This is a genomic window from uncultured Parabacteroides sp. (assembly GCF_905196875.1).
Taxonomy (GTDB): domain Bacteria; phylum Bacteroidota; class Bacteroidia; order Bacteroidales; family Tannerellaceae; genus Parabacteroides.
In genome coordinates this window covers 42,137-67,911 of the sequence record NZ_CAJJWO010000012.1, presented here as the reverse complement: position 1 = coordinate 67,911, position 25,775 = coordinate 42,137, and the positions used below count along the sequence as shown (strand labels likewise).

General features: G+C 43.9%; 8 protein-coding genes. 6 read left to right on the top strand and 2 right to left on the bottom strand.

Annotated features, from left to right (window positions below):
- The first annotated feature begins 112 nt into the window (after positions 1–112).
- The 6 genes from QZ076_RS06665 (at position 113) to QZ076_RS06640 (ending at position 22,406) form a co-directional block, all read left to right on the top strand.
- On the top strand, positions 113–5,254 hold the full coding sequence (locus tag QZ076_RS06665) for a DUF6383 domain-containing protein (RefSeq protein WP_293711542.1): 5,142 nt from the start codon (positions 113–115) through the stop codon (positions 5,252–5,254).
- A gap of 304 nt (positions 5,255–5,558) precedes the next feature.
- Positions 5,559–12,236, top strand: a complete 6,678-nt coding sequence (locus QZ076_RS06660) for an MBG domain-containing protein (RefSeq protein WP_293711539.1) — start codon at positions 5,559–5,561, stop codon at positions 12,234–12,236.
- A gap of 19 nt (positions 12,237–12,255) precedes the next feature.
- Positions 12,256–15,981: an MBG domain-containing protein gene (locus QZ076_RS06655; protein WP_293711536.1), complete on the top strand. Its 3,726-nt coding sequence runs from the start codon at positions 12,256–12,258 to the stop codon at positions 15,979–15,981.
- A gap of 825 nt (positions 15,982–16,806) precedes the next feature.
- Positions 16,807–20,187 (top strand): DUF6383 domain-containing protein, encoded by a 3,381-nt coding sequence (locus QZ076_RS06650; protein ID WP_293711533.1) that lies wholly within the window; start codon positions 16,807–16,809, stop codon positions 20,185–20,187.
- 298 nt (positions 20,188–20,485) lie between these two features.
- A complete protein-coding gene (locus QZ076_RS06645; protein WP_293711530.1) occupies positions 20,486–21,610 on the top strand; it encodes an aldose epimerase family protein in 1,125 nt (374 codons plus the stop codon).
- Positions 21,611–22,046: 436 nt separating this feature from the next.
- Positions 22,047–22,406 (top strand): hypothetical protein, encoded by a 360-nt coding sequence (locus QZ076_RS06640; protein ID WP_129729506.1) that lies wholly within the window; start codon positions 22,047–22,049, stop codon positions 22,404–22,406.
- Between the two features lie 9 nt (positions 22,407–22,415).
- Here QZ076_RS06640 and QZ076_RS06635 read toward each other — a convergent pair whose 3' ends face one another.
- Positions 22,416–24,407, bottom strand: a complete 1,992-nt coding sequence (locus QZ076_RS06635; protein ID WP_293711527.1) for an OmpA family protein — start codon at positions 24,405–24,407, stop codon at positions 22,416–22,418.
- A 74-nt stretch (positions 24,408–24,481) separates the two neighbouring features.
- Positions 24,482–25,699 (bottom strand): S-adenosylmethionine:tRNA ribosyltransferase-isomerase, encoded by a 1,218-nt coding sequence (locus QZ076_RS06630; RefSeq protein WP_293711524.1) that lies wholly within the window; start codon positions 25,697–25,699, stop codon positions 24,482–24,484.
- Positions 25,700–25,775 lie beyond the last annotated feature (76 nt).

The following is a 25,775-nucleotide window of genomic DNA, read 5'->3' as shown; positions in this document are numbered from 1 at the left end:
TTTCTTGTGTCCTACGGGTTTAGGCGGTTGAAATAAGCGGAGAGAGGCTAAATGAGATCAAAATAATCAATTTGAGTATAGATCATAATTTTATTAATTAAATGTTTTACGTATGAGAAAAAGTACTTTGGTAAAAGGCGGGTCGGCCGCTCTTTTATGTGCTATGGCTTTTTATGGCTTGTCTCCGATGCTGAACGCAGCGGATCCGGACTATGCCAATATTAAGGCTAAGTGGTATGAAACAGTGAACACTGAAACTGCGTGGGAGAATGAGACAGGTCTGATAACAGGCTCGACTCATTTGAAGCCGATTGACAAGGTGAACGTTCACGATCATTGGGAAGCTAATTCGACTTCTTATGGAAACTATGAGTCGTTGATTGACTTCACAAAGATGAATGCAGGTTTAATGAATGGTGTTTTTGTTACTTTCTTTAACCTGGATAACAGTGATGCTCCTAACTATCTGAAGCCTTTCACCGGAAAGTATCTGGAAATGGCTTATTCGGATATTAAGAATCACGAAGAAATGAACACTGCCGAATATCTGAAATTTACAGATGATAAAGGCAATACCGGTTTAGGTGTTTACCAGAACCAGACAGCCAGTTCACGTGTAGACTTCCTGTATAGCACAAAAGGCTTGACAGGTGTTGAAAGCGTGGAGATGGATATCCGTGCTTTTGGTAATACGGATTTGGTAAACCGTAAGATCGACTGGACATATGACGTATATGTTTATGATCTGGCAGGCACATTAGTAGGTCAGATGGTTAGCGACCGTGCAGTTTTCACTGCCAGTAATCATGAAGTGGCTACAGCCCATACGCATCACATTAAAGCGCATGTTTCTGATGCCGATAATACAAATCCTAGTTCATGGCAGCAGGGCTCTTTGGATAACAAGATGATCATTGTTATGTTCAGAGGTGCTAAATCTGTTGCTGATGATGCCGTTGAATCTACAGGTTCAAAGAACACAGAACCGTTGACAGTGTTTACAAACGCAAGATTGGCTTTCAATCGCCCGAATGTAGACTTCAGTGCTGCAAATACAAAAGTATTCAACGCTGGTGCCGGACGTAATACTTCTTGCGCTCCTGATACATTGACAACGACTGTAGAGTTGTGGAATACATTGTATAAGAACAGCAAGGCTAACAATGAGTATACTGCAACTTTTGGTGGAGCAAATCGTGATATGCTGGCGTTTATCGATCAGACTCAAGCTCAAAACTCAAAAGAAGAATTGGCATATTATGAACTGAACGTCGAGTATCCGTTTATCGTTGATATGATGGAAATCTCTCAGAAAGATGATATGACAAAAGTTCAGGGTTGGGTATCTTTGGATGAGTTGGCAACAAGTTCTCCAATTAAGGTCGTTAGAAAAGGTACACCTGGTGTAGATAAGAAAGTAACTTATCTGATTCCTCGTGAATTCTTCGTTCAGACAGATGCCAGCGACGATCGTGATTGCAAATCGAGCGCTCGTTTCACCTATTACTTCGCTCCGCAGGAAGTAAAAGCATTTGAAAAATCTGACTATATCTGGTCTACTATCACAGCTGAAGCTTCAGATACGGCTCGTTACGAACTTCAGGGTACTTCTGTTCCTGAATATAGCGAATTGAACGATCTGCACTTCGATGAATATCTGGATTATAAGACTGCAAAGATCAGCTTCAAGAACTTACCTTACTTCAACTCGGTTGTTGGTCGTACAGACAATTATACATTGCCGGAAGAGTTGTTCGGTGGTTTCACTCTGGAAAATCGCACTAAAGCTCCGAAGCATTCAACAGGCCGTTATGACGACGACGTGAACATTAAGGGATGGAAGATCGTATTTATCAACGATGAAAATAAGAAAGATTCCACTTATTACTGGGGACGTTATCTGCCGATGTCTGTTTCTGGATCTAGCTATGAAGATTGGAAATCATGGTTGGAAGAACATGGTTGTCCGGATTGTTATATCGAAGACTGGCCAGAAGAAATCGGCTCTTATGCAGATGTCGATCTTATCGATTGCGATGGTAATATCAACAAGGATGTTGTTAGCATCAATGCTATCTTCAAATATCACCGTGGTGATGTCAACATTGGTGACGACGAATCTAAATATGTAAATGAAACATATACATTGGCTCCGCGCCTGGTTTATGATGCCTCTGTTGCACGATATAATGTAAATGAGGATGTACTTTCAGGTACGACTTATACTTACTCGGCTGAGGATCTCATGGATAAGATGGGTGGTGCAGTTTATGAAGGCCCGATCAAGATTTTCGGTAACAATACATTCGTATGGTTCCAGGATACTGATCAGTCTCTGTTGAGCCACGCTATGGGTGTTCTGAGCTCTGAATTCCTGAAATATTTCGAACGTATCGATCGCAAAGACTTCTTCTTCGCTCCTTACGACGAATGGGATGGTTACAAATATGAGTCAAGACCTCACACGGTTAAGATCTTTGCTACAGGCCTGAAACCGGATGTTCCTGGCGGAACAGTCGCTTCTATCAAGGTCTTCAAAGAACAGTTCGCTAAAGATGAAAGCTTTGACGATGCCGTTTATCATACAAATGCATTCGTATTTACAGGTGAAAGCCTTGACTTTGCGAAAGTATATGTGAAGAAAGGTACTCAGGAAAAACCGATCGAAGAATATAGCGGCGCTACATTCGGCAAATTTATCGGTATGAGCACAGGCGATACTTTGATTTACAAGGTTGACCTGGATAATGACTATGCTGTACAGTACGTAGAAGAAAACGGTCTCGATATGACTGTTAAATATGTACCTTACAACGATGTAAACCTGCTTCCGATTGAAAAAGAATACTGGGATTACTGCTGCATGCAGGGAACACCTAACGTATTCAACCACGTAGCTCAGTTCGGTGCAACTGCATCTAACAAGAAGGGGTGGAACGAGTTCTACACATTCGGTACTACTGACAGAGGTTTGATGACTACCATGAATGCAGATAAGATCATCGGTTCATACACTAGCTTCTATTCATTCCTGACACAGCAGTTCGGTTCTTGCAATGATTGCGGTGGTGGTTATCCGAATGCAAACTATAGTAGCATAGGTGGCTCTGAAGGCAATTGGGTTCCTGCTCCGAACTTGATCTATAACGAAATCTTCCGTAAGGATTACAAGACTCGTTATGTAAATACTTGCTATCCGGTACGCGACGGTCAGTTCATCATCTCCGGTTTGAATATCGTTGATCCGGTCGATATGGACGTATTCTCTAACAAGAAAGGTGCATTCGATTATGAAGTAACAGTTCTTGCCGACCTGAATGGTATACCTTATGGAAAAGTTGATACAGTAGGTACTACGGTTCAGATCTCTCCGAACAAATATGGTGAAGTATTGGCTCTTGTTTCTGCTAAGTTCGATCCGAAAGATCGCGACGGTATTGAAATGACTATCGATACGATCACTAGTGGTGCTGAAAAGGGTATGTGGGCTCGCTACTATGCGAAAGACTCTATCCGTCTGGCTCCGCAACAGCATGGTGCTGATGTTGAAAGATGGAACCGTGTATACTTCTTCGATCTGGATGATTACAAACATAATCTGACATTTGAAGATGAAAAGTGGAAACACTTCGGTATCTGGGCTCCATACGGAGTTAATATTACCGATACGCTGACTGCAACTATCAAGGGTGACGTGAAAGTTCCTGAAGTATGGTTCAGCTCTGACGCTGCTGGTAAGAATAAGATCGAAGCATTCCAGTTCGGTGTTGTAAATGGTGGCGCTTCTAAAGATTCTGTATTCTATATCCAGGGTCGTGACCTGCCTCATTACGGTACTACTGTTAATGATACAGATCCTAAGGTAGAACAGGAAATCAACTTGCTGAGTGCTTCTGACTTGTTCACATTCGGAACAAACAAAGCAAAAGAAGTGAAACTGTTCATCCGTGAAAAGTCTATGGAACTGGCTGCAACTGCAGAAGAAGCTCCTTATATTTTCAAGGGTGGTGCAAACGACCTGGTGAACAATGTTCTTCGTGGTGACGTAGCTGCTAAGATCGATGTTCGCTCGACTCCGAACGTAGAAGATCTTTGCGATGTAGAAAATGAACTGTCTCTGTCTGCTGTATGTGATGTACAGAAAACATTGCCGTTAGCATTTACCGCTGGTCTTGAAATGCCATATATCAAAGATATGGAACCAGGTGACGTTGGTGGTAGCGATGCTCGTATCAAGTGGACAGCCACTCCGGGTGCTCAGTATTATCAGGTTGCTGTAGGTCGTTTCACTCCGAAGTACACTTCTGAAGATGTATTCATGTCTGAAGTACGTGCCGACGATGCAAGCAAGACTATCTGGGTTGAATTGTTCAACGCAACAGGTGATGTTATCCACCGTGATAACAAAGTTAACTACTGGTTGGAAGTAACTAAAGAATATACTGACGCTGCCGGCAAACCGCAGAAAGAAGTAACTAAGGTAAGTGTAGATAACTTCGAACTGCAGGGTAATACTCAGCCGATCGACAGAAACTGGGGTTATGCTCCGATTGCCCACCAGATGGACAACATGGAACTGACTACAGATATCACGAAACCGGTTAAGTATACAATCCGCCTGATGGAAGGATTCCAGACCGACGAACACCAGATCGATATCTATCTGTTCGACACTCCTGCAACATGGATGGTTAGAAAGCCGGTTCAGGGTATGCCTATCAACGGTGGCGACTTCAATACAGGTGACTGGAGAACTGAAGTAGGTTCATTACCGACAGCATATTACGAATGGCAGGATGATATCAACTTCGACGGTGAAGAATCGTACAAAGTTGCTGCAACTGCAACATCGATAGCTGTTCATAACCTGATCCCGCAAACTGCTTACACTGCACGTGTACGTGCATTCAACGAATGTGTAGGTGGTGAAGAAATGATTCCGTCGGAAGACTTCTATGACTTCGCAACATCTAAGACTGCTACCTCTACCGGTGACATCTACTTCGATGATGCTGACGAACATAATCCGGTTTCTAACGAATCTATCAATACAACAGCTGTAACAGTTCTGGGTGGCCAGGGTAAGGTAACGATCCTGAATGCTGCTAACCAGAAGGTTATCATCAGCAACGTATTGGGACAGACTGTTGCTAACACAACGATCAACTCTGATAATGTTACATTCGACGCTCCTGCCGGAATCGTTGTTGTAGCTCTCGAAGACGGAACAGTTGTTAAGGCAATCGTTAAATAAGACAATGAATAACTATTGATATAAAGAAGTTTATAATCAATAATTTCTAAATAACCGCGTGGCGGATGTAGAGACGTTGCTTGCAGCGTCTCTACCTGACACCAATTAACCTGTGAAGGCGAAAAGGCGGGTATTAATACTAAAGTAATGAAATATAAATTCTTCCGCCTAGCTCTGTGAAGAATGAAAGCGGATACAAACCCTGACTAAGTTTTTTGTCAGGGTTTGTATTTATGTTATACAACTTGATTATAAGCACTCACTGGCTATTGATTGAAGTATAAACTAATTAAAATAATTGTGTATGAAAAAAGTATACTTGATCGATGTGAGTAGGCGACTACTTATATTCGTACTATTATTGGGAGGGTATATCACACAAGCAGTTGCAGCAGACATTTATGTCCCCGTAAAAGATGTCCTGTCAGTTTATGAAGGAACCAGTAACGCAAATGCAGAGCAGTTGAAATCCCATATCCAAAGTTTATTGCAGGATGTTGTCGATCAGAGTGATCAGACAGCAACGATATCCGATGTCACTATCAGAGGGGCAGGCGGCGACCAGACTGGTGATTTGGTAGCAGGAAGTTATAATTATACTTTTAAAGTGACTTCCTCCGGTGTCGTTACGTTGAATTTTGAACGGGCGATCGGAACAGGAAATATAACTCCAGCCACTCTTTTCGGTACACTTGACCATGAGCAGGTAGTGGTAACAAATGCCGTCGAGATCAAAGCCCGGCAGGCTATCGGTAATCTGAATTTCCCGGCAAACTGGGGGAATTATGTTTATGGAACACCTATTAGTGATCTGAATACCAAAATACAGGTATCAGGTATGTCCGGGGTATCATTTGCTGATGCTTCGGTTTTCCTGGTTAAAGACGGTTTGTCGATACAATATACAGGCAATAATAGCCTGGATGCAGGAGAATACGACGTACAACTGACGTTCCCCCCGACAGAGCAGTTTGCCTTTAATCCTTCTCTCAGTAACTGTACACAGCTGGCTGCCGGTTCCTATATCTCGACAGTGAAGCTGAAAGTAAAAGAAAAACCGATCAACAACACAGTATTTCCTGTTTTTGCAGAAGGTGTAGGCGGCCTGGGTAAGATGGCAGCCAATACAAATCTGAACAGGGCGAAGAATCTGATCGGTAACAACATTAATCCTTCCGACTTTATCTCTGAGATAAAAGTTTATTCCGATACTAATTTCAGTAATGAAGTAACAGCCGGCAGACTGACTCCGGGAGCGGTATATAGCTACCGGGTAGTGCTTCTGCCGAATTACGGCAAGGGCAATAATGTATCGGCCAGTGTAGGAGGGGCTACGATTTCCTTTAATACACAGCAGCATAGTTATGATATCGTAAATGCGATTTCTATAGAAAAGAATACATTGTCGGTTAAATTGCCAGACTTCGTTGCTAGTCCGATCCATATAGGCGATTATACTGATAACGCGGCAGTGGCTACCATGCTGAAACGACTGATCCAGGATATCAATCCGGATATGGTAGACCAGAGTCTGGTTCCTCAGGTTGAGGTGACCGGTGGAACCGTTTCTTCCGGTATGGCAGACAACAGTTTATTGGGATATAAAGTGACTGTACAGGGCGACCTGACAAAGACAGATCTGAACTTCGTAACAAATGGTAATGTCTCATCTACTAATCTGACAGTCAACGGCAATGTTTGTACATTCAATAACTCCTTGTTGTTTGTAACCACATTGCCGACTACACATTCCCTGGTTTATCCGGGCAACTATCAGATCGCTTATGAAAAAGATATGCTTCCGAATGCGGTGATCCGCCGTATCAAGAGCGACTTGTTGGTTCGTAATGCAGGAATTTTGGGTAATGAAACATTTGTAGTCCGCCTGATCAATAACGATCTGGGTAATAAGAATGCGATAGCAGAAACGGATGATTCGTTCGGTTATAAGATCATTATTACGAAGAGTGCCACCTTGCAGGAAATAGAAGCTCCTGCCAACCAACGGATCAATGTCATCGATAAGGGTACGACTATCGAGATCACTTACTCGAAGAGTATTGCCATCGTTCCTCGTCCGACGATCGATTTCACATTCGGTGAATATACCGTTCAATATGTGAAAGATATGACCCGTACGCAGGTTGCAGACAAGGTACGCGAATATATCTATCTGGCAAATCCGTACATTGCAGAGTACATAACGAATGTACAGATTACCGATACCCGGATCAGAGAAAATATGGGTCGTGCGACTTACCGGGTAACGTTGAGTTCGGATCTGGATGTTCTCTTCTCGGAAGTAACCGTTAACGGACAACCGCATAGCTCTACCACATTTGAAGGTATTGTAAACATCACTCCGCGTCCGATAGCAAAAGTGAAACTTTATAAGTATGAGTTCAAGAGAGAAGGTGCATCTGATGACATGATCGAAAAAGCGATCCTGGCCGACCTGCTTTTGAAGAACCCGGATATGAAGGGGGCTTATATCTCCAGCGTAACATTGGTACCGGCAATAGGTAGAGATATTTACTCTTATACAGTGGTATTCAATCCGAATGATAATATTCAGAAAATCGATGTGACGAATGAGGATGGAGGAGTTATCATCCCGATAGAATTGTTCGGTTATACGACGGCTACTTATCTTCGTTCCGTGCGGTTGACCGATGACGGTCAGTCACTGGCGGAATACCCGCTGCCGATCAATGTGCAACTGCCTCTGTGGGAACGTCCGTTCGGACAAACCGCCGACGAGTATGCACAGGATCTGTTGGATGACTTCATACTGACTCCGGGTGCTGACCGTGTAACGGTTCCCGACCTGAATAACTGGGGCGTGAAGACCTATCTGATCAACAACGAGACTTCAACAGGAGACGTTCCGGTACGTATTGCCGGCGAAAGCTATCCGCAGGTTTCCGACTTGTATGGTTACGAAGTGGTTACGGGTGCAAATACTCAGTTCTCGGAATACTATACATTAAATTATACGGCTCCGTCCAGCATCCATCTGACTAAAAACGGTAATGATGTGATTGCCAAACTGGCTCTCCGTATAGTAAAAGCGAAACGTACGCTTACTTTACCGGAAGTGAATGTTACTTACAATGACATCAATACGAAAGTCGCTTTGCTCGACTCTGTGAAGAAAGCGGTGCTGGAAGATCCGGCAAACGAAGAGTTCTTCGAACTGGTATCTAAGACCGGCATTAAACCTCTGAAGAGCTTTACAGTTACTATCAATAATATAGAAGAAGAAGGAACAACAGCAGCTAAGACTTATACTTACTCGGTAGCATTCGTTCAAAAGGTAACGGATAATATCGAAATAAGAGAAACAGGTCCGAAGACACTGGTTGTGGGCAAAGCTCCGGTTGTCTTTACATTCCCGACGGATATCACGTATCGTTATGGAAAACGTAAAGCGGCCATCGAAGCGGATATCCTCAGTCAGTTCCTGGCTGCTAACGAAGGTTTGCTAAGCGCATATACATGTTTCGAAAATCCGGCAGACCTGTTCAAGGTAATGCTGACAACTGCCGATTGTACTGCAGAAGAAACAGAAACGATGCCGAAGAACGGTGATTACGGTTACAGAGTGGACGTGCTCGATCCGAACCTGTTGTCGAACTTCCTGCTCGATAACCAATTCGGCAGTAACTTCCATAATGTACAAAACTCTGTACAGATCGGTCAGCGTAAACTCACTATCACGCTGCCTACTTATCTGGCCGCTACAGCCGAAGAAGAAACAGCTGCAAAAGCTGCATTCACGTTCGGTAAAGCGACAAAAGATGAGATAGAACAGATCATCTATGATGATATCGTTGCTTTGAATGGTGCAAAAATCAAGAGCGATTACACATTGACAGTGGGTCTGGTAACAACCAAGGCGCAATTAGATAAGAACAATCCTGTAATTGGCGACTATGACTATACAGTCCAACTGACCTCTGCCGATTATACCTTCGTTTATCATATCGAAGGAGCTGAAGTTACCGACGGTCCGGGAACGGATGTCGTAACTGCTGTCAAGGCAGTGAAGGTGGTTGCTCCGGGTGTCGTTGTGACATTCAGTGAAGAAAAGCTGGAAGGTGTTTGGACGATCGTTGCCGGTAAGCCGGTATACGAACTGACTAACCTGACACTGGCAGCCAGTGATTACGGCTTTAGTCTGGTCTCTATTAAGGAAGATCCTGAAAACCCGACACCGGCCATGACAGCTGCACGTTGGAACAAATTGTTCAGTTCCGATAAACTGCATTGGGCATTGTACCGTAACAATAAACTACAGTTCCACGGTAATACATTGAACAGTGTCCTGATCGACTCTGTGCAGAACAATGTAACTCAGGGTAATTATAAACTTCGTATCATCGATGCTTCGACATTAAAAGCTGCTATCGGTAACTTCGAAATCCAGCTGGATGCTGATCTGGCTAACCTGAAAGTTACTCCGGCTACAGTAGAAGTGAAAGCAGCCAAAGACGCTTATACAAAAGTATACGGCACGGAAGTAACGAAGGCGGCAGACCTGAAAGTTGCTCTTAACTTTGCTACCGAACCCAAGTTGAATGCAGCGAAATTGCTGGCGGAAAAGAATGTGATCGATCTGTTTGAAACAGTTGATCCTCTCGATACAGACGTTTATGAAGCGGCAGCTCCGGTAGGCGACTACCAGATCCGTGCAATCGATGCAATGGCGAAAGAGCTGTTTACTCCGGTTATCGGTGTTAAGTTTGCAGCAAGTGAAACAAATGCTAAAGTAACTGTTACTCCGGCTCCGCTGACAGCAACCGACTTAACGGTTAAAGTATCCGTTACACGCGAATATGGCGAAGAAGCGACAGATGCAGATGTATACGCAGAAGTTTCAGGCCAGTTATCCGATGCTTTCCAGGCAGAGATCAGCAAATTGCTGAATGCAGATAAAGTGAACCGTACAAGCTGGCTCGACCTGTCAGGAGTTAATAAGAAGACAGACGTCGGTACATACGAACTGCGCTTTACATCTTCGGCTGCTGCACAGATCGCTGCATTGCTTCCGAACTTCGATATTTCAGCCGCTACTCTTGTCAACGCCGGCCTGACGATAACAAAGGCTCCGCTGACAGTACGGGCATGCAGCTACAATCGTCCGTACGGAGGTGGTAATCCGGATCTTGAAATCGAGTACATCGGTCTGAAGAATAATGAATATGAAAACCTGGCAGATGTATTCTCTGTGATGCCGAAGATTGCGACAGATGCTAAATCTGATTCACGCGGTACATACGATATCTACTTCACGGTAGAAGGAGAAGCACGTAATTATGCAATAACTCACGAGAACGGAACCTTGTCGATCGATAAGATCCGCCGTACCATCATATGGCCGGAAGATCAGCGCAATCTGGTTATCCCGGTTGGTGAAACAGTTGAATTATCCGCTTACCTGAAATCGGAAGCCGACGGTAAACCGTCTATCTACGATATCCGTTACGAACTGTCGGGCAACGATCGCGAACGCGTGATCCTGTCTGAAACAGCGAAAGGCGTTTATGCCGTAACCGGTAATGTACGTACGGAAGGTGACAACTATGTGACCATCACCGTATTTGCCGATGGCGACGATACATACGAAGATGCGACTCCTGTAACAGGAACGATCAAGGTGATCGCTCCGGAAGGTGATGCAGCCAAAGTAAATGTGATCATCTCTAATGTAACCAGCATTTACGACAGTAACCCGAGAGCTGTAAGCGTGAAGGTAACCGACGTGGAAACTGGTGAGGCTGTGAAAGACTTCAGCATATATTACGAAGGCGACCAGTTGGGATCTGTTCCGACGCTTTATCCTTCTACCCAGGATGCTCCGACAGACGCTGGTGTATATACCGTAACGGTGAAGGCTACACTCGGTTCGGTTACTTATTCTTACATAGCTAAGAACAAGATGGTGATCGCTCCGAAGCCGGTTGTCGTAACTGCCCGCAGTTTCGATATCAAGTATGGCGATGCAATGCCTGCTTATGCGAATGCTTACGATTATAATAAGAACGACTTCCTGAACGGCGAAGACTTCCTGATTGGACAGGCTCCGGTTGTTCGTGTAGAAGCATATAACGGTAAGGCCGGTTCTTATAAGCTGACTCCGTATTCTGCTCAGGACTTCGGTCGCAACTATGTAATTACTTATGTTTCCGGTTTACTGAATGTAAGCAAGGCGGCTCTGTCTATCCAGGCCGATGACAAAGAAACAGTTTATGGTAAGGATCTGGAAGAACTGACCTATACGGCTACAGGTTTCGTGAATGGTGAAACTTTGAAAGACCTCGGCTTTGCTCCGCGTATCAGTTCTACTGTTACACGTACTTCCGATGCCGGATCTTATCCGATCACATTCGCTGATAACTACATTTCCGATAACTACGAGGTTACTTATACCGCCGGTAAGTATGTAATCGTTCCGGCTACCCAGAAGATCAGTTGGAGTCCGGAAACTGCAATAGATGTAGAAGGCGGTGATGTGATTCTTACAGCGTCCGCTTCAAGTAAACTTCCGGTTACATTCAATTCGTCTAATGACGCTGTTGCTTATGTGAACCAAATCGGCGATGCGTGGATACTGACTCCGGTTACTTCCGGTACAGTAACGGTAACAGCTATGCAGCATGGTAACAATAACTATAACGCGGCTGAACCGGTGGTGGTGACTTTCCTTGTGGACGACGAATATCTGTCGGTTGGCAATGAGAATCTTGTCGTGGCGGATCAGATCGATGTATATCCGAGACTGTTTACCAACACCGTAACAGTTGCTGCTCCGTCTGAAATCAAGCAGGTTGAACTGCTGTCGATGAACGGAACACTGCAGAAAGTTATTCGTAAACCGGGATCTGTTCTTGATCTGTCGTCATTTGGATCAGGTATCTATCTGCTCAATGTAACATTGGAAGACGGAACCTTCAAATCAGTGAAGATCATTAAGAAGTAACCTGTAAAACTAATTTAGTATGAAGAAATATATTAAATCAATATTCACATCGAGGAAGCAGCTTATGCTGCTTCCCCTGATGCTTGTTTCAGGCGGTATCGTGCAGGCACAGATATCAGTACCTGATACCATATACGTAAGTTTCGCAGCTAACGATCCGGTTGAAATGACTTATGGTCAGGACTTGGGTTCGGTTGTGGAAGTTTCCGGCTTGACAGAAGCCAGTTTCACATATACAATGTCACTTACTGTTGGCGAAGGTCAGAAGATGGATGTCCAGCTGCCTTCCATAAATAATGGAGTACAGTTCAAACAGGATAAAGATGCTAAAGATTTCTTGAGTTTCTCTGCGACACCAATCGTAAACGGAGGGCAGACGGTAGGTTTTGCATTAGATAATCTATCGGATTATTTTTCCTTTGACAATTCTTCTTTTGTTTTCTTTGTCAGCAATCGTGTTGGTGCCGGACTAACTCGTCCACTGGATGTGAAAAAAGCGTCATTGTCTATTGCTGCCCGCGATACTAGCCGTTTCTACGGTGATGAAAACCCGACTACACCCTGGTCCGTTGATGACTTTGTGTTTACCGGATTCGTGAATGGAGATACGAAAGATATCTTTGTGAACTCACAGGTAAATGTATTGCCAGACGTGACTTATGGCGGAGCAGACAAAACTTCTTTGCCCGGAACTTATGTGATCGGGTTAAGTGGCGGACAGGCTGCCAACTATACGCTTGACTTGCAAATCTGGTCTGATCTTTGGCCGGACAGAGGCTTGTTGACAGTTAAGAAGTCTCCGTTGAGATTGGCTGTTCCCGACAGTGCCCGTTTGTATGACGATGCAAATATCGCAACAGTACCTGGCAGTAAACTTGTTATTACTGAAGGCATATTGAAAAACGATCAGACACTGGAAAGTTTGTTCCGGGGAGACGATCTGGCAGTGTCTCACACGGCTATCTCTGCTCAGGTGAACAAACCGAAGAGCGATGTCGGAACCTACAGCTACGAACTGACTGCCGCAGCGGTAAACCAGGTGGCCTATCGCTTGTCGAATTATGATATCGAAGCTGTCGCTGCCGGTAAATACGAAGTAAAGAAGGATACGATCACAATCACTGTGTTCGATGCTTACCAGGAAGTCCCTGTCGCCGATAAGAATGTAAAGGTTATGCAGAAAATCTATGGTGAACCGAATCCCGACGGCTACTTCTGGTTGAAGAAGAGAGCGGAAAAACCGGCTGCTTCGGCTCCTTCCTATGCTTTCTCGAAAGCAGCTGAGGCTGTGAATTATATCTCTGCAACAGCCGAAGGCGACAGAGGTTTCAAAGTCGCTCCGCTTGCCGGATACTTCGATTATGAAGGACGCAAGGCTACCGAAAAGACCGAAGTGAACCTGAAGCGTGAGAAACCGAACCAGAAAGAAGACAGCCTGTATGTCGCCAAGGTGGATAATGCAGACAAAGTATCTTCTCTGAACTACGCTTTCAAAACGGTCGACGGAACCTTCCTGATTAACCAGCGTCCGCTGGCCATCTGGAAAGTAATCGTAGACCGCGTATATGGTGAAGCCGATAAAGATACGACCTGGACATTCGAACCGAACGATGCCGAAAAGAAACGCGGCCTCGCCAGCTTCGATGTCAAATATCAGACAACAACTACTCCTGACGACATTATCGACTTTATGCCGAAAGTAGTCGTTAAGCCGGTTGCTGCCGATAATACCCTTCACGCAGGAACTTACAACGATACCTTGCATATCAAGGTTATCACTGAAGATCTGACAATCGAGCCGCCATATAAAGCGAAGGATCGTAACTATAAACTGAACATGAACACCCTGGTGCCGGGAACCATGACGAACGACAGTGTACGTTTGGAAGTAGCGAAGGCTCCGCTGATCATCCGTCTGGATACCATCAAACGTGCTTTCGGTTCGGCTGATCCTGAATTCAACAAAGCTGAAATCCAGAAAGAGTTTATCTCTTACGAAGGTTTCAAGCTGGATGAATCGGCCAACAGTCTCGACTCAACGGCTACCGTTACTGTCGGCAACCGTATCAAGAACCTGGCTATCAACAACCGTCCGGCTGGAGTTCTGCCTGTAGGTACGTACGAACTGACCGGTATTACCGAGCTCAACAAGGTAAATCCGAACTACGAAATCACCATCGTAGGCAAAGCCCGCTATCAGGTATATCCGGATAATAGCTATGTAATGGTTTGGACACCGATACAGAACGAGTTGATCGTGGGCGACCTTGTGCGTCTGAATGCAGTCGTTAAACAGGGATCGACCGTAATAGCCGAAGGTTCCCAGATCGTTTACGAATCATCCAACCCGGCATTGATCCAGGTTGAAAAAGTAGAAAGCATCTGGTATCTGCGTGCGAAAGCATTGACAGGCGACGAAGGCGTAACGATCACTGCCCGCTACAATGCAGAGTCCGGACAGGAAGAAGCTTTGAAATCGGAAGTATTCAAAGTCTTGCGTCTGAAGAATGAAGCAGACTTCAACGTGATCCTGGGTAACATGGTATTCGATTACGACGGAACCGGCAAAGAAGCCGATGTGAAGCTGACCGACCTGAAGGGTATCCAGACATATACTCCGATCATTACTTACAACGGTGATCCGGAACTGCCTGTTAACGCTGGTATCTACAACATCTCCATCTTCGTGAAACATAACGGTTCCGACCTGCTTGTCCGCAAAGAAAAGATGCAGATCAAACCTCGTGAAGTAACGGTGAAACCGAAAGACGCATTGATCGCTTATGGCGAAACGATACCTGAGTCATTCGAATATACTTATTCCGGCTTTATCGGCAGCGACGACTTCAAAGCCGCATCTGCCCCTGTTGTAAAAGTAGCAGGAACAATAACCGGCGCAGGAAATTACACCCTGTATATCGAAGGCGGTGATCCGGGTGCCAACTACACTATCGTAGGCGGAACCGGAACCCTGACTGTTTCGAAAGCACAGCTGACAATCAGTGCCGGCACGGTAAATATCGTTTATGGTGATGAGATACCCGAACTGAAACCGGTATATACCGGCTTTGTAGGCAACGACAACCCGGATGTTCTCAACTTCATTTACACAGTGAAGACCGCCGTGAATCCTGTTAATGCAGGTTCTTACGACCTGATCATCGACTGTCTGAGCGCGGAAGAAGACAACTATGCCGTTACCCTGGCTCCGGGTAAATTGAACATTGCAAAGGCGGATCCCGGACTAGAATGGTCTGTCGAGTCTACATCGATTGCCGTTGGCGACTCTGTCCTGCTGTATGCTTCCTGTAAATCTTCGGCAACGATCGTTTATACGCTTGAAAACATTGTTGTCGCAGGCACGAGAAACCATATCGAAGGCGTGCATGTGATCGGTAAGAACGAAGGTATAACCAAGTTGTACATTACAGTTCCTGAGTCGACCAACCATTTGGCATACCGTGACTCTGTTACCTTCAATGTGAAGCTGGGTGCGGTAGGCAACGAATCGATCACCTTGCAAGGCGTAGGTTTGTATCCTACTTTGGTAGAAAATAATGCAACAGTAGTTTCCGAATCTCCTGTAGATGCCATCATCGTGATCGATGCAGCTGGCAGAATACAGAAGGTTATCAACAAACCGGAACAGGTAATCGACCTGAGCCAGTTGCGTAGCGGTTACTATCTGGTTCGTATCGTTCTGGATAACGGCGAAGCGAAGACTGTCCGTATTATTAAGAAGTAACTCTGTTTGGTTCCCTTTCCTTTTTAGGGAATGAATTGCATACAAAGAAGCTGTTCCGTGCATTGCTCGGGACGGCTTCTTTTATTTTGCTTATAGACTCCCTTAATCTTTTTTATATTAACAACGTAACCATTAAGTCGAAACGTCCTTACCTTTAAGGTCAAAGTATGTAATATCTAAGCCACAAAGTACTGATATTTTTAAAAGTAAGGCTTCTGTTACGATTGAGTAAGGCTCGCCTTACATAAAAGTAAAGTATTTGTTACATATTCGTAATGTATGCCTTTCTTTTATAAAACTCCTGAGAAAAGCCATTAATTGTCCTATCTTAAAACCTTGGAAATACTGACCAAACTGCTTAGTCCTCCCCATAACAAGAGACTCCGCCATAAAGCCTTTGGAAAACAGTTCCTTATTAAAAGATATAGTATATTTAATGTACGCACGTACATTATTATATATAGCACATTTTCCTATATGCGAAAGAGGTTATAAAGCTGTATTAAATATTGAAAAACAGGAATAACAGGCGAAAAGTGTATGACTATAAATAACGGTCGTTTATTCTCGTCAACAAAAGTACTCATAAGTTTTAAACCTGCAATCCTTTTGATTCTTTTTTTTCCTCACCTATATGCTTTCTTATCAACTGTATAGAAAGATTAGTATGAAATTCCTTCTTTTTATGACAAATACATAACTCTCTCTAAAATGTGACGAGAATAAAGGACCGTTATTTCTAGTCATTTGATATGATATGCTCTTAGAACTGGGGCTGTAAAGGAGTTTTTAGTAACACTATTATTAATATTAAATTTATTGATTATGAACAAAAAGTTTTCTACGCTTATGGCTGGCTTATTGCTGGCAGGAGGTGTGTTTACTGCGAATGCACAGGTGGATTCTCCAAAGATGCCTCGTTCTGCTGCGTTTGTTGGTAGAAACGTAGTTGAATTGAAGCAAGTTGGGGAGGGTAATGATGCCTATAAAAGCAATGGCTTTTACCAATTGAGCGTTAGTACAGGAGATAGTGTACTCGCTATGCTTTGGGATCCTAAAGCTGAAGTCAATGGTAAATACCGTTTGATGATGCGCAATCTGAAAAAGGCTAATACTCCTTTGGATAATACATTGTGGAGTATTTCTGCTAGTTGGGATAAAACATCAGGTACAGTTAATTATGTATTTGTAAATAAAGCTACCTTACTTCCTTTGCAGGTAGCTATTCCTGATAGCACAGCTGATGCTCTTATCAAAGGTACTGTAACAAACTGGGTATGGAATCCGAATGTAAAGGATTTAGGCGTTAATCCTATTAAAGCAACAACAAGTACTTCAGAATCTGTTTATCTGACATTGAAAGATGATACAGTAAAGATTAAAAAACAAGCTTCAAACCTGCCGGCTCCGGCTGCATTACTTAGCTTGAAACCTGTAGAAGCTGGACGTGTTATTTTGACTGCAGACCAGATCAACTCAAAATTAGCAAATGCAACAGGTGAAAATGCTACACATATCGATTTCATTTTTGATCCGGAAGTAAAAAATCCGGTTCCGGAAGATGCAAAGAATATTCTGACAGAAATGGCTTGGGTTGCCAGAGGTTGGACTTGGACATTGGAAAAAGATAGTACTTTAAAGAAGGGTTCGGGATTCAGTGTTCCTGACTTCAAGAGTTTTGCGGCTCCTGATACAACGATTGCTGATAGTACACTTGTTCAGTTTATCCCTTATGCTGATTATCAGAAAAATCAGACTGATTTGAAACAAGTAAGAGTATTGATGGTCGATACTGCTTATTTTGATTCAGCAATGAATAATAAATATAATCTGCAGTTAGCTGCTAAGAAACTGGAAAAGAATGAAAATGCCTATAAATTAGGAGTAGGTGGTGCTTCTGTAGGATTGGATACTATTGCTGCAGGAAAGACTCCGGTTGCTTATGCAAAGTTCCAGGATCAATCTTTGTTCAAGGTTGTTTATGAACCTTCTTTTGATCGTGTATTGCTTCAGGCTCAACAAATTACATTTATAGAGAAAGACTCTTTAAATAATAAGAAACAAGCTTGGGCTTATCAGAAACAGGCAATCGATAGTCTTAAGTATGATGGTTTTGTAGCAGCATCGAAATTGGATACGGCTTCCTTATGTACTGATTCAGTAACATTTAGCCCAATCAAGAGCAATATGGTTAAGTTGGTTTATCTGACTCCTGGTCACTCGGAGTTGACGGTAGATGTTCCTGATTCAATTGATGTAAAAGCTAAATTGGATGGTTTTTGTGGTGCTCTTACTAAGATATCAATGAAAGGCACTAAGAGTTTTGGACAGTGGACTTTTGCTAATATTGCTACTGGCTTCTACTATATTCAGAACGCAAAAGAACAGTCAACTGCTTTGATCCCGGCTGCAGGTTGGGCTTATCAGGATCTGACTGCTACAAATAGCTCAAACAATGGTAATGTGGTATATTCAGATCAGAAATTTGTAACAATGCCTTCTGCACAATGGTATATCGATGGTAAAGCCGGTTTCTTTACTATTGCGAACCGTGAATCAAAGAAGGAATGGTCTACACAATACTGGTATGCAGTGAAGGATGCAGACGGTAATAATATTCCTAACGTTTATACTAATTACGGTACATTCAATGTATCTGATACTATTGGTTCGGGAATCGGTTCTGTAGCAAAAGATACAATCCGCCTGGAACAAGTTCCGTCAAATGTTTTGAAAGCAAGTTTGAATGGTTACCTGAATATCTCTCAGGCTGTAGCAAAAGCTGATACATCAATCTTTACTTTCAAATATGTTACTCCTCTGGATGTAAACCTTGGCTTGACAATGGGTAGCGATTCAATCTTGGTAATGAAAGAAGGTGAAGCTATGAACTTCAAACTGGAAAGAGTAACAAAAGATGATGTTAAATATGGTGTTGAAGATGGTTTGTCAAGAGTGCTTTATTACATCTATTCTGATGAAGTTAGCAGCAACTCTTCAGAGGTATCAGGTTACCATGAAAGAAAATATATAACTCTGGAAGGTGGTAAATACAGATTAACAAACATGTATGTAAAGGATAATGCTGATGGTACGACTACACTTCTAGGTGTTGGCAATAGATCTCAGTTCTATGTAAAAGAAATCGGTGAATCCGGAAAGAACTATGTTTTGGTTGATCCGAATGATCAGAATTTGCCGACTACTGCACAAGGCGCTAAAGCTACTGGTGTAAGAATGGCAATGGATCAGACTTCTCTGACAATGCGTGCTAACGGTTTGGCTTCAGTTGCAGAAAATGTTTATACAAACAGCTTGCTGAATGTAGTGAAAGCTGCTGCTGGTAACTATGTATCCAATTTGGCTTATGGCGATACTGTAAAAATATTCTCTAATGATTACCCGGAAGTTACTCTGTATGAAAACGACGGATTATTGGCAATGTCTTCACTGGAAGCAGGTCGTACTTATAATACTGCTATGTTTGTAGATACAGCAAATGTTAGAAATAACACAGCTAAATCACAGTATATGTTTGTACTTCGTCCGGAATTCGATCCGAACTGTAACTTCCCGACTCATGCACACCATGCAGTAGAAGGTGATTACCTGATGCATTTGGCTGACTCTGCTGTTATCGATGCTAAGTATACTTGGGAAAACAGAAAGTTCGCTCGCTTAGGTTTTGTTCCTGCACGTCACGAAGGTGATATCGTAACAGTGAAGAGCACAGGTGACGAAATCAACCTGGCTGACAACTCTAAAGATCAGTATTGTACATTCGCTTTGCGTTATGTTGACACAAACCGTGATGCATTCTATCTGGAAACATTGTATAAGAAAGGAACTCCTGCTGACAAACACAACGCTGAAGTACCAGATATGAAGGGTTGGGTTAGATGGCACAATGGAGTACCTGTAGTAGTAACAGATCTGTCTCAGGCTGGTAAGTTTAATTTCGAAGCTGTTAAAGAAGCTCCTGTAGCTAACGAAACAATCGGAACATCTACTATCAGTGTGGTAGCAACCAACGGTGGTGTAATCGTTAAGGGTGCTGAAGGTAAGAAAGTCGTTGTTACTAATGTACTTGGTCAGACAATCGCTAATACTGTAATTTCTTCAAGCGAAGCAACAATCGCAACTTCTAGAGGCGTAGTTTACGTATCGGTAGAAGGTGAAGCTACAGTTCCTGCAATTGTGAAATAAGTAATTATTTAAAATCAAATAATTCTAAATTGACTGCGTGTATTGTCTTTATGGCAATTCAATTACCCCGTGAGGGGGAACAGGGAGTCTATATTAATACTAAAGTAATGAAATAAAGTTCTTCTGTTCTAGCCCTGTGAAGAGCAAAAACAGACCAAAGTAAACCTCTCCGGAATTCCTTTCGGGGAGGTTTTTCTTTGTTTTGACATTTTATCTTCTTCGAAACCAATATTATTCGAAGAAAAGTGTATATTTGCCCTCATCTGTAATGAAAACACTTTAAATTATTAATTTTCAAATGAAGAGACTATGTATGGCTGTCATGGCAATGTGTTTATTGCTGTCGTGCGCCGAAAAAAGAGAAGAGGCTACACTCTCCGGGTTATTGAAGTCTGACTTCGTGTCAGAAGTGGAAGGAAAACCAACTGCATTATATGTGCTGAAGAATAAAAACGGTGCCGAAGCATGCATTACTAATTATGGCGGCCGCTTGGTTTCTGTAATGGTGCCCGACAAAAACGGGAAAATGACCGATGTTGTTCTTGGTTATGACAATGTAGATCAGTATGTAAAATCAGACGGTAACTATGGTGCGCTGATCGGACGTTACGGTAACCGTATCAACCAGGCTAAATTTACTTTGGATGAAACAGAATATACGCTTCCGGCTAATGACGGTATGCATTGTCTGCATGGCGGCCCTCTGGGATACCACACCCGCATGTGGGACGCTAAGCAATTGAACGATCAGGCATTGGAACTCACTTACCTGTCGAAGGACGGAGAAGCCGGTTTCCCGGGTAATCTGGATATTAAAGTAACTTATACTTTGACGGATGACAATGTTGTCGGTATCAAATATGAAGCTACTACCGATAAGAAAACAGTGGTGAACCTTACCAACCACAGCTATTTCAACCTGTCGGGTGTTCCCGGATCCGATGTATTGGATCAGGAGATTATGATCAATGCCGACAATTATACTCCGGTTGACGAAACACTGATCCCGACAGGCATAAGCACCGTTGCTGAAACTCCGCTCGATCTGCGCACTCCGGTGGCTATCGGCAAACACATCAACGAACCTTTCGATCAATTGCAGAAAGGCCGCGGATACGACCATAACTGGGTGTTGAATTCAAACGGCGATAAGAACGTTCTGGCAGCAAAGGCTTATTCTCCGACCAGCGGTATCGCTTTGGAAGTCTATACCAATGAACCGGGTATACAGTTCTATACAGGAAACTTTATGGATGGAAAAGATACCGGTAAACACGGTGTCCTGTATCCTCATCGCGGAGCTTTCTGTCTGGAAACACAGCATTATCCCGATACTCCCAATCATCCAGACTTTCCAACCGTTGTGTTGAATCCGGGTGAAAAGTATTTGAGTGAATGTATTTATAAGTTTACAGCCGAATAATCAGGAAATAAAATATAAGGACAGGGTTATCCTGTCTGTTGATGCATAAAGGGTACCGTTTACGGTGCCCTTTTTTTGTAGTTAATAATTCTTTGCAATCAATATATTTTATTGCTTTTCGTTATCTTTGCCCCGACAACATGTTGGCCGGGCATTGAGTTTCGGCTCTTCATCAGTTGGCAACGTTAAGCGTTTAAGATATTATCTTTGGAACTGAAAATCGCCAAGTTTCAAGTCGAACAAGGATAATAGGCAACTAAACGCTCACGCTTGTTATATATATTCATGTATATAATAGGGCGTGGGCTGTTGTCTTATTATTTGTTCGATGGGTGTTTGGCGATACCTCAGTTCCGAATAATAGATTAGCAGTTTCCACGCTTCTTTATAATATAAAATGCCAAACGAGGGAAACGGGGCGGCACAGAGTTAGAATATGAATCCTAAAGAAAAAGAACGGATTGCTGTTTGCTGTGTTTTACTGGATATTGCCGAAAGTATAGGAGGCAGTGTTGCTATATCCGATTGTCCTCATTATAAACAGCTGAAGGATAGGATCGTCCTGACGGAACAGGATTTTGAAATGGCCCGCAACGCATCTGTGTTGACAAGTTTAGCGGTTTTGAAGAATGTGCATTATAACACAAAGATGATGCTGGCCTTAGCCGTCTGCGACCTGTATTCCGAATACATGGTTGTTCCGTTCGACTATCGTGTTGCCTTCGAAACATTGATGAACGCGATAGATTGGCCTATCTCATTCTCCGAAGTTCTGGCACGAAGCAGAACGGAATAACAATCGCTGTTAGAATAAATTATAGTTTGTTCGAAGTACCTTAAACTCTGTACGGCGGTTTATCTGATCGGCCATTTCCTGCTGTTCAGGAGTGAGCGTCAGGATAAACTCTTCCGTCAAAACATCCCCTTCTTTCAAAAAGTCGAAACTTTTTGCCAGTTTCTTATTGATTGTCTTCGGCACGCTTTCACCATATCCTTTGGCTTCGAGGCGTTCTTTGTCGATACCTCCGGCGATCAGGTAATCGACAACCGACTGGGCACGCCGTTGGGCGAGACGTTCGTTATACTGGTCGGTTCCCTTACGGTCGGTATGCGCTCCCAATTCGATCGTTACATTCGGGTTATCGTTCAGCATCTTGATCATTTCATCCAATGCCTTTTGCGATTCGGGGCGTAAAGTCGCTTTGTCGAAGTCGTAGAAGATATTATCGATCACTACCGGTTTGCTGATCGGAGAGAGGTAGAAGTCGACGATATAGGTCTCGTTCTTTTCTTCCGGACCTGTCTTCAGTTCGAAGTTCTGGTTGAGGTAACCGCGTGCACTGGCCATCATTACGTAGCGAATGTCACGTTCCAGCTCCACCCGGTAACTACCGTCTTTCTTTGCCGGAACTTTTACATTCAGGCCATCTTTACCGACAATGCGTATGGTGGCGTCTTCGATCGGGTATTCATCCACGTCCGAAACGAGTCCTTCGATAAATATCGTGATGGTCGGCAATTCGAATGAATAGAGGTGGTCGTAACCGCGTGCGTCGTTGCGGTTGGAGCTGAAGAAACCTCGTTCCTTGTTCCCTTCGAAGGTAATACCGAAATCATCCCCCATGGAATTAATCGGGGCTTTCAGGTTTTCCACATGCCACTTGCCGGTGCTGTCCTGTGTCGCTTTGAACAGGTCGAGACCTCCCATACCCGGATGACCGTTCGATGCAAAGTAGAGCGTAACGGAGTCGCGTACATACGGAAACATTTCGTCACCGGGCGTATTGATTTCCGGCCCCAGGTTCTCCATCGGGCCAAAGTCGCTGCCGACCAGTCTGGAGCGGAAGATATCTTTTCCCCCGAAACCTCCGACGGCATCGGATACATAATAAAGATATTTCCCGTCGGGAGAAACGGACGGATGCCCTAAGGCGGTCACGGAGTCTTTTACGATAGAGGCGCGTGTCCCTTTACCCCATTTGGCACTGCTGCGGGTGGATACGTATATTTCAGAGGTACGCGGGCCTTCCGGATCTTGTGCGCAATAGGTATAATACATAGTATTGCCGTCTTTCGAGAAGGAAGGTGTTCCTTCATCAAATTCGGTGTTCACTTCATCTTCCAGCTCGATAGGAGCCAGCCAGTTACCTTGTTCATCTTTCTTGACCAGGAAGAAGTCGTTGTTTCTTATTCCGGTGATGGCACTGACCGTTTCCTCTTTATCTTTTCCGGCCCCTTTGGGGGTACGGGAAGAGGTGAAATAAAGCTGATCGTAAGCTTCTCCGAATAACATCGGGCAGAATTCGCCACGACGGGAATTAAATTTCTCCATGCGCTTAACGGTGTAACGGGTAGGGTTCTGTCTCCATTGCGGAGCCAGTTCGCTTCCTTTGATACCGTTCAGGGCCAGCTCGCTTTCCGGGTTTAGTTTCAGGAACTCGTTATAGTAGCGGATTGCTTCGGCATACCTGCCGCTTCTCTGGTACATCTGTCCCAGGCGAAGGTTTACAATGCTGTCGGGATAGTCGTAGCGCAGTGCATTCATGTAGGCACTTGTCGCTCTCGGCGTATTGTTGATAAGCCGGTTGCATTCAGCCATTCGATAGGCAATATATCCGCGTAGATCCCGCTTCTGGGGAGAAGTCTTTGTATAAACTTTCCGGTAGATGGCTGCTGCTTCAAAGTATTCACCAATGCGTTGCTTCTCCTCCGCATCACTCAGCTTGGCTGATTTGCAGGAAAACAGTAGCAATACAGATAGAAACAGTAGTATATAGGGAGTAATCTTTTTATTCATCACCGGACATTCTTTATAATAAGTAATAACGAATGGAATGAAAGGATATTGCCTTTACTTTGTATTCAATCATATTATAACAGCAACGAACTATCCCCGTAACTCAGAAAACGGAAATCGTGACCGAGTGCATAGTCATAGATGTTCTTCCAGTCGCCTTTGACAAAGGCGGAGATCAGTAGGAGCAGAGTGCTTTTAGGCTGGTGGAAGTTGGTGACAATGCCTTTGACGATCTTGAATTCATAGCCCGGAGCTATGATAATCTGGGTGGCGGTAACCAATGTCTTCAGCTGATGCTTGTCCAGGTAATCCAGAATATTCTGTAAAGCTTCGGCAGGTGTCAGCCGGTTGTTTTCTTCATTGTAGGGCATCCATTGCTTCACTACCAGTTCGTCGGAAGTGGCTTCCGGATTGGAGGCCAGTGCTACGCCGATATAATAAAGGCTTTCGAGCGTGCGGACAGAGGTCGTGCCGACAGCAATGATCTTACCGATATTTTGCATCACCCGTTCGATGGTGCTGCGGCGTACGGAAATAAACTCCGTATGCATTTCATGTCCTTCAATCGTCTCACTCTTCACCGGCTTGAATGTCCCGGCACCCACATGCAGCGTAAGCTCTTCGCGGTTGAAGCCTTTAGCATCCAGCTCAGCTAAGACTTCGGGGGTGAAATGAAGTCCGGCTGTCGGAGCGGCAACAGAACCTTTTATCTTGGAATAGACTGTCTGATAAGTCTTCAGATCGCTTTCTTCCGTTTTCCGGTGCAAGTAAGGAGGAATAGGCAGTTCTCCCGCAGCATCCAGTACTTCGGCAAAGCTGAAACCACCATCCCACGTAAACCGGATCTGATGCGTCTCCCCGTAACTCTGCACCTTTTCTGCACGAAGTGTTATCTTCTCCCCGTTGATCTCTATCTCTCGGCTGAGGCAAGGCTCTTTCCATTTCTTCGCATTCCCGATCAGGCAGATCCAGCAGCAAGTCGCTGTCTCCTGGAAGATCAGTTCGTAATCGTGCGGCTCGGAAGGATCGAGACAGAACACTTCTATCTGCGCTCCCGTTGCACGTTGGAACAGTAACCGAGCTTGTATTACGCGGGTATTGTTGAAGACCATCAGTGAACCTTCCGGAAGATAATCCGTGATCTGCTTGAAGATACTTTCGCTAATCTTTCCGTTACGGTAGAGTAACAATTTAGACTCATCCCGTTTCGGCAGCGGGAACTTGGCGATTCGCTCGTCGGGCAACGAATAATTATAATCTTCGATACTTATCTGTTGAGTTTTTGTGACCATTGCATTCATTATTACGGGGTACGATCTTACCGAACCCGGCTGCAAAAGTACAAATTTGTATGATATTATGGTATAA